Origin of the sequence: Hymenobacter sp. (genome assembly GCF_035709525.1) — a bacterium.
Taxonomy (GTDB): domain Bacteria; phylum Bacteroidota; class Bacteroidia; order Cytophagales; family Hymenobacteraceae; genus Hymenobacter.
In genome coordinates this window covers 1-13,857 of record NZ_DASTEP010000242.1, presented here as the reverse complement: position 1 = coordinate 13,857, position 13,857 = coordinate 1, and the positions used below count along the sequence as shown (strand labels likewise).

12 protein-coding genes and 1 tRNA gene are annotated in these 13,857 nt (G+C 58.0%); 5 read left to right on the top strand and 8 right to left on the bottom strand.

The window, feature by feature from the left end:
- Positions 1 to 530: 530 nt before the first annotated feature.
- Complete coding sequence (locus VFO93_RS21675) at positions 531 to 3,164, bottom strand: ATP-dependent Clp protease ATP-binding subunit (RefSeq protein WP_325136468.1); 2,634 nt, start codon at positions 3,162 to 3,164, stop codon at positions 531 to 533.
- A 153-nt stretch (positions 3,165 to 3,317) separates the two neighbouring features.
- Positions 3,318 to 3,959, bottom strand: a complete 642-nt coding sequence (locus tag VFO93_RS21670; protein ID WP_325136467.1) for a WbqC family protein — start codon at positions 3,957 to 3,959, stop codon at positions 3,318 to 3,320.
- Positions 3,960 to 4,061: 102 nt separating this feature from the next.
- Here VFO93_RS21670 and VFO93_RS21665 point away from each other — a divergent pair, with 102 nt between their 5' ends.
- Positions 4,062 to 4,931: a hypothetical protein gene (locus VFO93_RS21665; RefSeq protein WP_325136466.1), complete on the top strand. Its 870-nt coding sequence runs from the start codon at positions 4,062 to 4,064 to the stop codon at positions 4,929 to 4,931.
- Positions 4,928 to 5,848, top strand: coding sequence for a lysophospholipid acyltransferase family protein (locus VFO93_RS21660; protein WP_325136465.1), 921 nt, complete (start codon positions 4,928 to 4,930; stop codon positions 5,846 to 5,848). The genes VFO93_RS21665 and VFO93_RS21660 overlap by 4 nt, the downstream gene beginning before the upstream one ends.
- Before the next feature lie 112 nt (positions 5,849 to 5,960).
- On the opposite strand, the gene VFO93_RS21655 is transcribed toward VFO93_RS21660, so the two are convergent.
- Entirely contained in the window at positions 5,961 to 6,593 is a 633-nt protein-coding gene (locus tag VFO93_RS21655; protein ID WP_325136464.1) for an L-threonylcarbamoyladenylate synthase, read from the bottom strand.
- A gap of 163 nt (positions 6,594 to 6,756) precedes the next feature.
- On the opposite strand from VFO93_RS21655, the gene mltG reads away from it, so the two are divergent.
- Positions 6,757 to 7,860 carry an endolytic transglycosylase MltG gene (gene mltG, locus VFO93_RS21650; RefSeq protein ID WP_325136463.1) on the top strand — a complete coding sequence of 368 codons (1,104 nt, stop codon included), beginning with the start codon at positions 6,757 to 6,759 and terminating at the stop codon, positions 7,858 to 7,860.
- A gap of 169 nt (positions 7,861 to 8,029) precedes the next feature.
- Here mltG and VFO93_RS21645 read toward each other — a convergent pair whose 3' ends face one another.
- A complete protein-coding gene (locus VFO93_RS21645; protein WP_325136462.1) occupies positions 8,030 to 8,833 on the bottom strand; it encodes a hypothetical protein in 804 nt (267 codons plus the stop codon).
- 421 nt (positions 8,834 to 9,254) lie between these two features.
- Positions 9,255 to 9,932: an ABC transporter ATP-binding protein gene (locus tag VFO93_RS21640; protein WP_325136461.1), complete on the bottom strand. Its 678-nt coding sequence runs from the start codon at positions 9,930 to 9,932 to the stop codon at positions 9,255 to 9,257.
- A gap of 115 nt (positions 9,933 to 10,047) precedes the next feature.
- Here VFO93_RS21640 and sucC point away from each other — a divergent pair, with 115 nt between their 5' ends.
- Entirely contained in the window at positions 10,048 to 11,241 is a 1,194-nt protein-coding gene (gene sucC / locus VFO93_RS21635) for an ADP-forming succinate--CoA ligase subunit beta (protein ID WP_325136460.1), read from the top strand.
- Positions 11,242 to 11,330: 89 nt separating this feature from the next.
- Here sucC and VFO93_RS21630 read toward each other — a convergent pair whose 3' ends face one another.
- Both VFO93_RS21630 and VFO93_RS21625 read right to left on the bottom strand, forming a co-directional pair.
- Complete coding sequence (locus VFO93_RS21630) at positions 11,331 to 12,038, bottom strand: bacteriorhodopsin (protein WP_325136459.1); 708 nt, start codon at positions 12,036 to 12,038, stop codon at positions 11,331 to 11,333.
- Between the two features lie 163 nt (positions 12,039 to 12,201).
- Positions 12,202 to 12,696 carry an organic hydroperoxide resistance protein gene (locus VFO93_RS21625; protein ID WP_325136458.1) on the bottom strand — a complete coding sequence of 165 codons (495 nt, stop codon included), beginning with the start codon at positions 12,694 to 12,696 and terminating at the stop codon, positions 12,202 to 12,204.
- Between the two features lie 139 nt (positions 12,697 to 12,835).
- Between VFO93_RS21625 and VFO93_RS21620 the strand changes: the two genes are divergently transcribed.
- Positions 12,836 to 12,907: transfer RNA gene (locus tag VFO93_RS21620), tRNA-Arg, on the top strand.
- Positions 12,908 to 12,953: 46 nt separating this feature from the next.
- Here the strand turns inward: VFO93_RS21620 and VFO93_RS21615 are convergent.
- Positions 12,954 to 13,688, bottom strand: coding sequence for an NADPH-dependent F420 reductase (locus tag VFO93_RS21615; RefSeq protein ID WP_325136457.1), 735 nt, complete (start codon positions 13,686 to 13,688; stop codon positions 12,954 to 12,956).
- Between the last annotated feature and the right edge of the window lie 169 nt (positions 13,689 to 13,857).

Here is a 13,857-nt window from a genome sequence, read left to right as displayed (position 1 = left end):
TTATGCATAGTTCTTTTCAGGAATGACTTTTAAGATACTTTGTGAGTGAAGCACTGTTATACTTCAGATAGTTCAATTGGTCGCCTGTAAGCACTGGCAAAAATAAATAAAAATTTGACAAAAGCCAGAAAAAAGGCCTATTTGAAGCAAAATTATTGGCTTGATTTAATAATGACGCTGTAGCTTAATAATTGCATTTATTGTATTTATCAAAGTTTATTTTTTATATCGTTTAGTTATGCTCATCAGTAAAAAAAGCCTAACTGTTTTTGAATAAGCCGTAAGTAATAATTGTATTTATTTGGCGACAATTTATCTTGGATGCCTATTTGGTAGTCAAAATCAGGTAGCGCTGCCAGCAGGAGTTGGCAGGTAGCTGTGCACCTTAGCGTGCCACCCGCGCCAGCGGATAGAAAGCAGGCGCAACCCCACATGCGCAAGTCACCGCTCCGGTAGCGGCCGATTAGCCCAAAACGCAAAAAAAGGCCGGCTACCTCGCGGTAACCGGCCTTTCTCAATCACTTAATCTACTACTTCGACTCGCCAGCCTCGGGCTCCGAGGGGGCCTCTTCGGGCCGCTCGTCGCTGGGTAGGTTGGGCTTCTCCTCGCTCTTGGTTATCGAGAAGGTGAGCTCATCCTTGCCGTCCTCGTGGTCGGCCGTGATGATGTCGCCGTGCAGCACCTGCGCTTTCAGGATTTCCTCGGCAATCGGGTCTTCGATGTACTTCTGGATGGCGCGGTTGAGCGGGCGAGCGCCGTATTTGGGGTCGTAGCCTTTGTCGGCCACGAAATCCTTGGCTTTCTCGGTGAGCTCGACACGGTAGCCCAGGGTCAGCACCCGGTTGAGGAGCTTGTTGAGGCTGATGTCGATAATCTTGTGAATGTCGTGCTTCTCCAGCGAGTTGAAGACAATCACGTCGTCTAGGCGGTTCAGGAACTCAGGCGAGAAAGTCTTACGCAGGGCGTTGGTGATGGTGCCCTTCGTAATCTCGTCTATGTTCTCCTGCCGGGCCTTGGTGCCGAAGCCGATGCCCGCGCCGAAGTCCGCCAAATCACGCGCCCCGATGTTCGAGGTCATGATGATGATGGTGTTGCGGAAGTCCACCTTGCGGCCCAGGCCGTCGGTCAGGATACCGTCGTCCAGCACTTGTAGCAGCAAGTTGTACACGTCGGGGTGCGCCTTCTCAATCTCGTCAAGCAGGATAACCGAGTACGGCTTGCGGCGGATTTTCTCCGTCAGCTGGCCGCCCTCTTCGTAGCCCACGTAGCCGGGAGGCGCGCCCACCAGGCGCGATACGCTGAATTTCTCCATGTACTCCGACATATCCACGCGCACCAGCGCGTCTTCCTTGTCGAAGAGGTAGGTAGCCAGCACCTTAGCCAGCTCCGTCTTACCCACGCCCGTCGGGCCGAGGAACACGAATGAGCCGATGGGCTTCTTCGGGTCTTTCAAGCCCACGCGGGTGCGCTGGATGGCTTTCACGAGCTGGGCAATGGCCTTGTCCTGGCCGATTACCTTGCCCTTCAGCTCCTGGCCCATGTTCAGCAATTTCTCGCCTTCGTTCTGGGCCACGCGGTTCACGGGAATGCCGGTCATCATGGCGATTACCTCGGCCACGTTTTCCTCTTTCACCGTGTAGCGCTTCTTCTTGGTCTCGTCTTCCCACGACTTTTTGGCCGTTTCGAGCTGCTCCAATAGCTTCTTCTCGGTGTCGCGGAGCTTAGCGGCTTCCTCGTATTTCTGCGATTTTACCACGCGGTTTTTCTCGCCTTTGATGTTCTCAATCTGCTCTTCGAGCTTGAGAATATCCTCGGGCACCACGATATTGTTGATGTGCACGCGCGCACCAGCCTCATCGAGAATGTCGATGGCTTTGTCCGGCAGGAAGCGGTCGCTCATATAGCGGTCGCTCAGTTTCACGCACTGCTCAATGGCCTTGTCCGTGTACACCACATGGTGGTGGTCCTGGTACTTATCCTTGATATTGTGCAGAATCTCAATCGTTTCCTCGGGGGTGGTGGGGTCCACCATTACCATCTGGAAGCGACGGGCCAGCGCGCCATCTTTCTCGATGTACTGGCGGTACTCGTCCAGCGTGGTGGCGCCGATGCATTGAATCTCGCCGCGGGCCAAGGCCGGTTTGAACATATTCGAGGCATCGAGCGAGCCCGAAGCCCCGCCGGCACCCACGATGGTATGCAACTCGTCGATGAACAGAATCACGTCGGGCGACTTCTCCAGCTCGTTCATCACGGCCTTCATGCGCTCCTCAAACTGGCCGCGGTACTTGGTACCGGCTACCAGCGACGCAAGGTCGAGAGTCACTACGCGCTTGTTGAAGAGCACGCGGCTTACCTTCTTCTGGATGATGCGCAGCGCGAGGCCTTCGGCAATAGCCGTTTTACCTACGCCCGGCTCACCAATCAGAATCGGGTTGTTCTTTTTGCGGCGGCTCAGTACCTGGGCCACGCGCTCAATCTCTTTCTCGCGGCCCACGATGGGGTCGAGCTTGTCTTCTTCGGCCAGCTTGGTGAGGTCGCGGCCGAAGTTATCGAGCACCGGAGTGCGCGATTTTTCGCCGGCCTTGCGGGTGCCAGCAGCTCCGCCACCACCCTGGTTGCCTTGGCCTTGGCCACGGCCTCCCTGGCCCTGGCCAAACAGGCGGTCATCATCGTCGTCGGTATCCGGGCGCTCGGCCTTGGGGCCGGTCGTGTTCGGAGCGGCGCCGTGGTAGTCGAGCGAGTCGCGCACGGTTTCGTAGTTCACGTTGAATTTGGAAAGAATTTGGGAAGAAATATTGTCCTCATCGCGCAAAATCGAGAGGAGCAAGTGCTCGGTGCCAATGATTTCCGACTTGAAAATCTTGGCTTCGAGATACGTGATTTTCAGCACCTTCTCGGTCTGCTTGGTCAGCGGAATCGAGCCCGTGATGCTGGTGCCCTGGGTCGAGGCGGTGTTACGCGTGGCTTGCTCAAGAGCAAACTTCAGCTCGTCGGTGGCCACGCCCAGCTTTTTGAGCAAGCCCAGCGCCGTGCCTTCGCCTTCACGAATCATGCCCAGCAGCAGGTGCTCGGTGCCGATATAGTCGTGCCCCAGGCGGATGGCCTCCTCCCGGCTAAGGGAGATAACCTCCTTGACGCGGTTTGAAAATTTAGCTTCCATGCAAGCAAGAATAAGTATAAGCCGTCTGAATAACTTCTACCGGAATGCTACCGAATAGTTACGTTACGCCGATACGGAAGTAAGCGATTGATAGCTGGAAAACAAGCTGCTTCGGGCGAAGGTTCGGGATAACTAAATGAAGTAGCGCGTACTTTACAAAAACTGCCCCGCCGCCGGCCCGTGCATAAAAAGCAAATCCAGCACGCTTAACCCTGGCACAAATGCGGGGCCAAACACTTGCAAATACGGCCGCTGCGACGTACTGTCAGGTCCAAGAGAATCAACAGCGCCTTTGGGTGTCAGGAAGTCGCGTTTGTCGATGAGTGAGGGAGTGAATGAGTGAATGAGTAATGGGGTAGGGGAGAGGTATTGCGTAGTGAGTTCGATGGGCAGCGGCCAGCGCAGGCAGCGCAGTAGCAGGCGTAGCATTTCGAGGTTCAAATCCCAGAGCAAAGCAGGCTTGCTGGCGTAAATATCCTGCAAGTAGTCAGCGTAGTAGCCAAAATAAGGCGAGCTATTGTACGCCGTTTGCAACGTGCGAAAATGCCGGTGCATCCAGTTCTGGCTGTAGTCGATTTCAATCTCGCTGGTGCAGACTTTTTCGGAGCGCGCGCCATCCACCACGGGCACCGTGAGCGGCTGCGGCCCCTGTACCGTGAGGATGAGGCAGCGGTTGCGATACGTCTGCTTGTGGTAGTGCTCGTGGGCATCGAGCAGTAGCGCATCGGCGGTTAATAATTGCTGGAAATAAGGGATGGACGGCAAGTAGTGCAGCTCGGACAAGACAACGGACATGGCCGCAAGGTAGGAGTGTAGAACGGAGTGGCACTCCGTTTTGCGCCCGGCACGGCTTATGCACAATAGTAGCGCACTCCGTTCTACGCTTAAATTTGCCCTATGCGCTTTCTGCTTTTCCCGTTGGCCCTGGCTAGCGCCACCGTCGCCCACGCCGCCCCGCCGCAGCTGATTCTTGAAGTAGCTCGCTTTCGCAACCTCGACCAGGTACAGAAAGGTGGCGAAGTCGAGATTTCCGTGACTGTGCCCACCCAGCCGCTCACCTACCGGCAGCGGGCGCCGAAGTCGTTTCAGTCGTCGGCGGTAGTCGAGTTGGATATTTTGAAAGCTGATGGCACGTCGGCCTGGCACGAAACCGTGACCCTGAAGCCGCCCGTGCTGAATGACACTACCATCAGCATCAAAAACCCACTCAGCTTCCTCAAGCGCGTGACCGTGCCCGATGGCACCTACACGCTGCGCGGCAAGGTACGCGACCAGTACAAAGCCACCAACGGCGAAACCGTGGTAGAGCAGCAACTGGTAGTGAGTGCGCCCAAAAAGCCGGAGTTCAGCGACATCGTATTTCTGAGTAAGCCCGCCGTGAAAACGACCGGCGAGAGCGTATTTAACCGCGGCGGCTACTTGCTCACGCGGGCGCCGGGCGGCTACTACGGCCGGGGCACCGAGGGACTGTATTTCTACACCGAGCTCAATCAACTGCCGGCCGGCCGGCCGGTAACGCTGCACTACCACCTCGCCGCCCCCGATGGCACCGCCACCGATGCCGACGCCGCGGCCGTGACCCCCGCCGTGGGCCGGCCTACTTCCCTAGCCGGCGAATTGCCGCTTGGCTACCTACCAGCAGGGCCGTTTACGCTCACCATTGAAGCCCGCGACGCGGCTACCAAGAAGGTACTAGCTACCCAAAGCCGCGCCGGCGAGCGCAGCCTCACCGAGTACGCCCCGGCCGGGGCGGGCGGCCTCCGATGAGTGAATCTAAAACGCCTTTTGCCTGGTACTACCGGCCGGTGCAGTGGTTGCTGCTGGCGCTGGGGTGCCTGCCGCTCAGCGTGTTGTACGCGGTAGCGTGGCTGATTTACTTGCTGCTGGCCTACGTGGTGCGCTACCGCTGGCGCGTGGTGCTGGAGAATCTGCGCAATTCATTTCCCGAGAAAGGTGAGGCGGAAATCCACCGCATCGGGCGGCGGTTCTACTGGCATTTCGCGCAGGTGATAGTTGAAATCTTGAAGCTCGCTGCCATCTCACCGGCCGAATTACAGCGGCGGATGCGCTTTGTTAACCCCGAACTAATGACGCGGCACTTTGCCGAAAACCGCTTTGTGCTCTCGCTGGGCTCGCACCGGGGCAACTGGGAGTGGATACTTTCGGGCGCGGCGCTAGAGTTTGGCGGGCGCTCGGCGGGCGTGTACAAGCCGCTCAATAATAAGTTCTTCGAGCATTTTATGCGCCACCTGCGTACGCGCCTGGGGGCCGACGCGGTGCCCATGCTCAGCACCCTGCGCTACCTTGTGCAGCAGCGCGGCCGGGGCCGCACCCTCAGCCTGCTCACCGACCAGGCCGCCGGCCCCGAAGACCGTCCGTACTGGACTGATTTTATGCACCAGGACGCCGGCTTCTACACCAGCGCCGAGCGCTTAGCCCAGCAATTCAATTGCGCGGTGCTCTACGTGGGCATCCGGCGCGTGCGGCGCGGCTACTACGAGATAAAATTTACCGAGCTACCCGATGGCCAAGCTGCTGCTACGGCCGCTGATGCGACTGAAGAAGCCCAGCGCTACCCCATCACCGAGGCCTTCGTGCGCTGCCTGGAAACCGACCTGCACGCCACGCCCGAGCAATACCTCTGGACGCACCGGCGCTGGAAGCATAAGCGGGGGAATGGGTGAATGGGTGAATTGTTAAATGGTTGAACTGCTGGATTGTTAAATGGCTGCATTGTTAAACTGGTTGGAAAACCATTCAACAATGCAGCCATTCAGCCATTAAACAATCCAATCCCTACAAAAACTGCTCAATGTCGCCCAGGCCCTGGCGCACGAGGTCGAAGTCGTCGTTGGTGCAGTCCACGATGGTGCTGGGCACGTTGCCGCCGAAGCCGCCGTCGATGACGAGGTCCACGAGCGAGCGGTATTTCTCAAAAATCAGGTCGGGGTCGGTCACGTACTCTTCGAGCGTTTCCTCGCTTTCGCGCACTGAGGTGCTCACGATGGGCGTGCCAAACTCCTTGACAATCTGGCGCACAATCTGGTTGTCGGGCACCCGGATACCGACCGTCTTGCGCTTCACGCCGCCGTAGCGCGGGGCGTTGGGGCTGGCTTCGAAGATGAACGTGAACGGGCCGGGTAGGGCCTTTTTCAGTACTTTGAAGGTGGGCGTAGTGATGCCGTGGGCGTAGTCGCTGATGTGCGACAAATCGTGGCAGATAAAGCTCAAATCAGCCTTTTCGGGCTTGATGCCTTTGATGCGGCAGAGTTTTTCAACGGCTTTGGCGTTGTTGATATCGCAGCCAATGCCGTACACCGTATCGGTGGGATAAATAATGAGCCCGCCTTTGCGCAGCACTTCTACTACTTGCAGAATGCGGTTTTGGGGCGGGTTTTCGGGGTGGATACGAAGCAGCGTAGCAGCCATAAAGTGGATAGGGAGGGTCAGAAAAAAGCGGACAGAAGCCCGACGGGCTTCATACGGCAGGCAAGGTACTACGGATTTTTAAAGCGGGAAATTGAGTTTGCTCAGGCACGCCGGCCGGAGTTTGGGCCGGTGCGTAATTTTGAGGCTCACTTTCTGCATTTTCATGGCATCCCCTGTCAAAAAGTCCGCCCTTGAGTACAAAGCCGATTCTATTCGCCGGCGCAATCGGTTTGCCACGGTGAGTATCATCATCGGCCTGATACTGGTGTGCTTTTCGTACTACTTCTTCCAGATTTTTTATACTACCAACGTCGATACCCACGACCAGCCGGCCTTCGTGCTCATTCACCGGGGCGACGACTGGCAAAAGGCCCTGCGCGCCGTGGAAAGCGTGAAAACGAGCGGCGAAAAAGTCATCATCGACCCGCTGTCGCTGCACTTCGTGGGCAAGCTCATGGGCTACAACAAGCCCGGCGCCGTGAAGCCCGGCCGCTACCAGCTGCTGAGTGGCATGACCAACCGACAAGTAATCAACCTGCTGAAATCGGGCCGCCAGTCGCCGCTCATGCTCACGTTCACCAACGTGCGCCTGCGCCACGAGCTGGCCAGCAAGCTCTCCAAGCAAATCGACGCCCAGCCCAAGCAAATCGACTCGCTGCTGAGCAGCCCCAGCTACACCAAGAGCCTGGGCTTCGACACCACCACGGTGCTCTCGATGTTCATCCCGAACACCTACCAGCTTTACTGGAATACCTCGGCCCCCAACCTCATGCAGCGCATGAAAAAGGAGTACGAGAAATTCTGGACGCCCGCCCGCGATGCGGCCCGCGAAAAGCTGGGCCTCACCCGCGTGGAGGTGAGCACGCTGGCCAGCATTGTGGAGGCCGAGCAGCAGCAGCACGCCGACGAGCGCCCCCGCATCGCGGCCGTGTACCTCAACCGCCTCAAGCGCGGCATGAAGCTGCAAGCCGATCCTACGGTAGTTTACGCCAACGGCGATTTTGGCATCAAGCGCGTGCTCAACGTACACCTGCAAAAAGACTCGCCCTACAATACCTACCGCGTGGCCGGCCTGCCGCCCGGCCCCATCAACCTGCCCAGTATCAGCAGTATCGACGCGGTATTGCACCCCGAGGAAAACAACTACCTGTATTTCTGCGCCAAGGAGGATTTCAGCGGCTACCACGCCTTTGCCACCAATAAGGAAGACCACCTACTGAACGCGCGCCGCTACCAAGCCGCGCTGACGCGGAACGGGATTCAGTAGTAGCGCCAAGCTCCAGCTTGGCGAGCGAGTGAAGTGAGCAGTGGCGTAAGCGAACGTTGACAAGCGTAGATGTTCGCTTCGCTCACTCGCCAAGCTGGAGCTTAGCGCTACAGCAACAAAAAGGCCTGCCGCAATCGCGGCAGGCCTTTTCATTTCTATAAAACTCAGCTTACGCGGCCACGGCCGACGTGCCTTCGCGGTCCTCGATAGCCTTGCGCAGCTTGGCAATGGCCTGGGTAGCGCGCTCCTCATCAAGGCGGTTGATATTGAGCAACATCTTCGTCTTTTCCTGGCGCGTGATGAGCGGGTGGTTCAGCAGGCGGATAATCTCTTCTTTCTGCGACGCCGTGGCATATTGCACCGGGGCGGCAGCCTCGGCGGCCGGAGCCTCTACCGAGGCAACGGGGGCGTTGGTGGTGGCGCGCATGAGGGGCACGGCGGGCTCGGCAGCCACGGTCATGGCCGGGGCAGTGGGCACGTTGCCGGTGTACTCCATTTCTTCGGCGGGCGTGGGCTCGTAGCCGGCGGCGCGAATAATCCAGGCCAGGATGTTACGGTAGGCCTTACCGATAGCGCGGGTCTGGGCCATGCTGGCGATGGCGAACTCCTGGTAGAATTTCTTGCCGCTCTCCTTGTTGGAGCAGATGGCGAAGCCCGCGCCCACGGTGTGCTGCGAGCGCATGTCAAACAGCGTCACCTTGGCCTGGTACTTAATTTCCTGGTCGCTGCTGACGTTGATGACGTGCTCCACGATGGGCACGATGCCCAGGCGCGAGCCGGCGTACTGCCAGCCCTCCACGTTCACAAATTCTTTGCCCTGCACCTGGGTGCTGAGCTTATTCTCTTTAATGAACTTCGCTAAGTCCTTGGCCAGGTCCAGCGTCTCATCCGATTTAGCGATGTCGTAGCTTTCCACCCGCGCCGCCTTCTTGGTAGCCGCGGTGTCTTTCGGGGTTTTGGGGGCCTCGTTCATAACGGTAGTTTCGGGGTTTGCAGGTTGCTTGCTCATATACGACTACTTAACCTTTGGGGTCTGGAAAAGGTGCCAGTAATGGCCTCGTTTTTTAGTAAAATTTTGTGTTGTTGTTCAGCAACTTAGGCGAAAAGAGAAAATAATTTTTGCTTTCGCTTTTAGTTGAGCAAATGTAAGCTAAAAAATTTGGCATTCGCAAACGGGGTAAGGAAATATTTGAGGCTCGTCAGCCGAGTTACCCCACCCCCGGCCCCTCCCCTCCGGGAGAGGGGAGCCTATCGCAAGCTGCTGTAATTCAGTATAAAAACAGGAAGAGCCTGCGGCAGTACACCGCAGGCTCTTCCTGTTTAAAAACCAACGTTGTAAACGTCCGGCTCCCCTCTCCCGGAGGGGAGGGGCCGGGGGTGGGGTAACGCGGCCGCTACGCAATCCGGTTTGCCCGCGCTTCCTCCAGAATGTGCCCGTCGCGCATGATAATCGTGCGGTCGGCCATCTGGGCCAGCGTGTCGTTGTGGGTGACGATGACGAACGTTTGGCCGAACTCTTTGCGGAGCCAGAAGAATAGCTCGTGCAGCTCCTGTGCGTTGCGCGAGTCGAGGTTGCCGCTGGGCTCGTCGGCAAAGATTATTTCGGGCGAATTGATGAGAGCGCGCGCTACAGATACGCGCTGCTGCTCGCCGCCGCTCATCTCGCTGGGCTTGTGGTCGGCGCGGTGGTCGAGGTTGAGCAGGCCGAGCAGCTCGCGGGCGCGCACGCGCACTTCTTTTTCCGAGCGGTCGGCCAGAAAGGCGGGCAGGCACACATTCTCGAGGGCCGTGAACTCGGGCAGCAGGTTGTGAAACTGGAATACGAAGCCGATGTGGCGGTTGCGGAAGCGCGCCAGGTCGTTGCGCCCCAGGCTGCTGATGGATTCGCCATCGAACATCACCTCGCCCGAATCGGGGTTGTCGAGCGTGCCCAAAATCTGGAGCAGCGTGCTTTTGCCCGCGCCGCTCGAGCCCACGATGCTCACAATCTCGGAGCGCTCAATGGTGAGGTCGATGCCCTTGAGCACCTCCAACGAGTTGTAGCTCTTACGAATATTGATAGCTTGCAGCAAGGCGGGAAGGGAATAAATAAGGCGGATTACCGGCAAAGCTACGCGCAAAGCGAACGGGGGTTAGGCTACGGGCACTACCTTCGCCCCCAAGTTTAGTACCCCACCTCCCCCTCAGATGAATATTCACGAGTATCAAGGCAAGGAAATCCTGAAGAAATACGGCGTTCGCGTTCAGGAAGGCATCACCGCCGACACGGCCGAAGAAGCCGTAGAAGCCGCCAAAAAGCTCACCGAGCAAACCGGCACCAGCTGGTACGTTATCAAGGCCCAGATTCACGCCGGCGGCCGGGGCAAAGGCGGCGGGGTGAAGCTCGCCAAAAACCTGGAGCAGGTGAAAGACATCGCCGGCCAGATTATCGGCATGCAGCTCGTGACCAAGCAGACGGGTGCCGAAGGCCGCAAAGTACACAAAGTGCTGATTGCCCAGGACGTGTACTACCCTGGCGAAAGCCCCACCCAGGAATTCTACATGAGCGTGCTGCTCGACCGCACCTCGGGTAAGAACGTGATTATCTACACCACCGAGGGTGGCATGGACATCGAGGAGGTAGCCGAGGCGCATCCCGACAAAATCCACAAGGAATTCGTGGACCCCGCCGTGGGCCTGCAAGGCTTCCAGGCCCGCAAAATCGCCTTCGGCCTCGGCCTCTCGGGCGATGCCTTCAAGGAAATGGTGAAGTTCGTAACGGCCCTCTACAAGGCCTACGACGAAACCGACTCGGCCATGTTCGAGATTAACCCGGTGCTGAAAACGTCGGACAACAAAATCCTGGCCGTTGACGCCAAGGTGACGCTCGACGACAACGCCCTCTACCGCCACAAGGACTTCGTGGCCCTGCGCGACCTCAACGAGGAAGACCCGCTGGAAGTGGAAGCTTCGGAGTCGAACCTGAACTACGTGAAGCTCGACGGCAACGTGGGCTGCATGGTAAACGGTGCCGGCCTGGCCATGGCCACCATGGACATCATCAAGCTGAGCGGTGGCGAGCCCGCCAACTTCCTCGACGTAGGCGGTGGAGCCAACGCCCAGACGGTTGAGGCCGGCTTCCGCATCATCCTGAAGGACCCGAACGTGAAGGCCATCCTCATCAACATCTTCGGCGGCATCGTGCGTTGCGACCGCGTGGCCAACGGTGTGGTAGAAGCCTACAAGAAAATCGGTGACATCCGCGTGCCCATCATCGTGCGCCTGCAAGGCACCAACGCCGAAGAAGGCGCCCGCATCATCGACGAGAGCGGCCTGAAAGTGAAATCGGCCGTGCTGCTGAAAGACGCCGCCGAGCGCGTGAAAGAAGTACTGGCCGAGTAGTCGGCCTTGTAGGGTAAGCTTTAGCTTGCCAGTACATAGAAGAGCCCCGTTGATTATGCGTCAGCGGGGCTTTTCTATTCACTGGCAAGCTAAACGCTAGCCATCTTTGGTGGGCCCAGCTTGCGCAAAAAACTCAAATCCAAAATGCTAAAGCCTACCTTCGACAGAAATGGCACGAATACAAACAGCGCCGTTTCCAGGGTTTGGCCCAGCACGCCCAGCCCCGACGGCCCCAGCGCCCAGATGGTGGGGTAGCACACCCACAGCACACTCAAAAAAGCTGTGAGCCGCGTATAGCCGGCCGCTAGCTCGGGGTCGCTCTCCTGGGCAATGCGCCGCAGCGGCCCCCAAATGAGGTACACTACGGCCACGAATGCGCCCACGCCACACAAAAACCAAGTGAGGCGCGCCGTGGAATTTTCGGAAAGGTCGGCGAGCAGACCGCAGATTATCATCACGATATCGGCCCCCGCCAGGCTGGCGAGCAGCGTGACGCTACGCTTTTCTTTGGGCACGTAGTACATGGCCGTGAAGGCCAGCGCCAGCAGTAGCAGCGGGGTGCTCACCACCCAGTCGGCGTAGCGGGCGTAGTGAGTGGTTTGGCCGGCCACTTCGGTTTTGCCCTGGCCCATCGCCATTGCTAAGTAGGCCAGCGCCGACCAGATGGGAATCATCATGGCAATGCTATACTCGTATTGCGGCACGCCCTTGGGGTCGCGGCTCCAAACCCAGAATAAAAGTGCTCCGCCCAGCATCAGGGCCACGTACACCCAGTGAAGTGTAGTCTGTAAATCCATGTGAAAGATGAAAAAATGGTGAATAAGCTGAACATACTATAGAAGCGCTCATAAGGTTAAGCTTATCCATCAGGTAAGGCAGCAAAAAGCCCTGCTGATTGGGCATCAGCAGGGCTTTTTAGTCGTTTTTAACAATGGTAAGCTAAAGCTTACTCTACAGGCACTAGGCAGCTACGGCGTCACCTTTTTCGGCTACACCAGCATTCTCCTCGGGCGCTACCGGAATAGCTTCGCCCTGCACTTTCAGTTCCACTTCCATGTTGCCGCGGGTGCCTACCGAGTAGGGGCAGATTTTGTGCGCCTGGCGCACCATCTCGATGGTTTTGTCGCGGTCAAACGACTTCAGGTCCACGTCCAGAATGGCGCTGAGGCCATAGCCTTCGCCTTCCTGAAACAGCGAAACCGAGCATTTTACTTCCGTGCCGGGGTCGAGCTTGTCGCCGGCGCGCTGTGCGATAACGAGCAGCGCCTGCTGAAAGCACGACGAGTAGCCGGCCGCAAACAGTTCTTCGGGGTTGGTAGCGCCTTTTTTGCCGCCCAGGCCCTCGGGAACCGACATATCGAGGTCGATGATGCCCGTGGCCGAGCGCACATGGCCACTGCGGCCGCCAACGGCCGTAGCATCGGCCGTGTAGAGAGTTTTTTTGGTGGTTTCCATAAGAGGAAAAAGAAAAACGATGGATGAAAGGCTAAACTGACTTTTCTCGTTCAGGGTTACTTACCAACTGCTAATCGCAAGAAAAGCCGGCCAAAATTTGGCTTCCCCGGCTTTTGGTGCTACTTTTGCAACCCAATCCGGTCGCGTCGTACAACGGATAGTATGAGAGTTTCCGAAGCTCTTGATTTAGGTTCGATTCCTAACGCGACCACTAAAAACCCCGTTTCCAGCCTGGAAACGGGGTTTTTGCTTTTCTGCTACTCGTCGCCGCGCTGCGAGCCGTACTGCGCTATCATTTTCTTTTCCAGCTCGGCATGGTTGGCCAGGAACTCGGCGTGCTGCGCCTCGGTGCGCTCGGTGCCGAGGTCGGCGAGCTGCTGCCGCAGCTTATCGGCGGGCAGGTCGGTGCCGTACACGGGCGTGCCGGGCTGCTGCCGCCACGAGGTGTGCAGGGTGCCATCGTCCACGGCATCGAAGCCCAGCTCCTCGACCAGCTGCATTACTTTTTGCTTGGCGGCGGCATCGTCGCCGGCCACGGGCAGTCCAAAGCGGGCGGGGTCGCCGGCGGGCTTGCCCGCTTTGGCGAGGCGCTCGGAGTGAATGTTGTTGAATACCTTCACTACTGGGCGGCCCAGGTGCTGCTGCACCCACTCGCTTTCGGTGAGGTCGCCGGTTTCCAGCTCCGCGATTTGGCCATCGCGCAGCTGCGGGTAGTAGTTGCTGGTATCGATCACCGGCACGCTGGCCGGCACGCCCTCGAATAGGTCTTTGGGCAGGTCGGGGATGCTTTTCAGCGGGATAGTCACCACAACAACTTCGCCAAAGCGGGCGGCTTCCTGGGCCGTTACGGGCGTAGCACCGGTTTTTTGGGCCACGTCTTTCAGCGTCTCGGGGCCGCGCGAGTTGGCAATCTGGACCGAGTGGCCGAGGCTGGTAAACCGCCCGGCAAGGGCGCTGCCGATGTGACCAGCGCCGATGATTCCGATTTTCATCTTGAGTATGAGATAAATAACTTACTGAGTGGCCGCTGCCTGCGGCCGCGTCCAGGTAAACAATCTGACGGGGCAAATGCTTTTTCCAGGTACGCTATCTGCCTGGGTTGCGCGGACTGCAACAAGCCGTCATGCGGAGCATTCTGCGCATCAAGCAGCGACGCAGCGG

Bases quoted from the DNA above. Each gene is read 5' to 3' on its own strand.
- VFO93_RS21660 (WP_325136465.1), top strand. From the start codon at position 4,928: ATGAGTGAATCTAAAACGCCTTTTGCCTGGTACTACCGGCCGGTGCAG.
- VFO93_RS21625 (WP_325136458.1), bottom strand. From the start codon at position 12,696: ATGGAAACCACCAAAAAAACTCTCTACACGGCCGATGCTACGGCCGTT.
- VFO93_RS21670 (WP_325136467.1), bottom strand. From the start codon at position 3,959: ATGTCCGTTGTCTTGTCCGAGCTGCACTACTTGCCGTCCATCCCTTAT.
- VFO93_RS21665 (WP_325136466.1), top strand. From the start codon at position 4,062: ATGCGCTTTCTGCTTTTCCCGTTGGCCCTGGCTAGCGCCACCGTCGCC.
- VFO93_RS21615 (WP_325136457.1), bottom strand. From the start codon at position 13,688: ATGAAAATCGGAATCATCGGCGCTGGTCACATCGGCAGCGCCCTTGCC.
- mltG (WP_325136463.1), top strand. From the start codon at position 6,757: ATGGCATCCCCTGTCAAAAAGTCCGCCCTTGAGTACAAAGCCGATTCT.
- sucC (WP_325136460.1), top strand. From the start codon at position 10,048: ATGAATATTCACGAGTATCAAGGCAAGGAAATCCTGAAGAAATACGGC.
- VFO93_RS21675 (WP_325136468.1), bottom strand. From the start codon at position 3,164: ATGGAAGCTAAATTTTCAAACCGCGTCAAGGAGGTTATCTCCCTTAGC.
- VFO93_RS21630 (WP_325136459.1), bottom strand. From the start codon at position 12,038: ATGGATTTACAGACTACACTTCACTGGGTGTACGTGGCCCTGATGCTG.
- VFO93_RS21645 (WP_325136462.1), bottom strand. From the start codon at position 8,833: ATGAACGAGGCCCCCAAAACCCCGAAAGACACCGCGGCTACCAAGAAG.
- VFO93_RS21655 (WP_325136464.1), bottom strand. From the start codon at position 6,593: ATGGCTGCTACGCTGCTTCGTATCCACCCCGAAAACCCGCCCCAAAAC.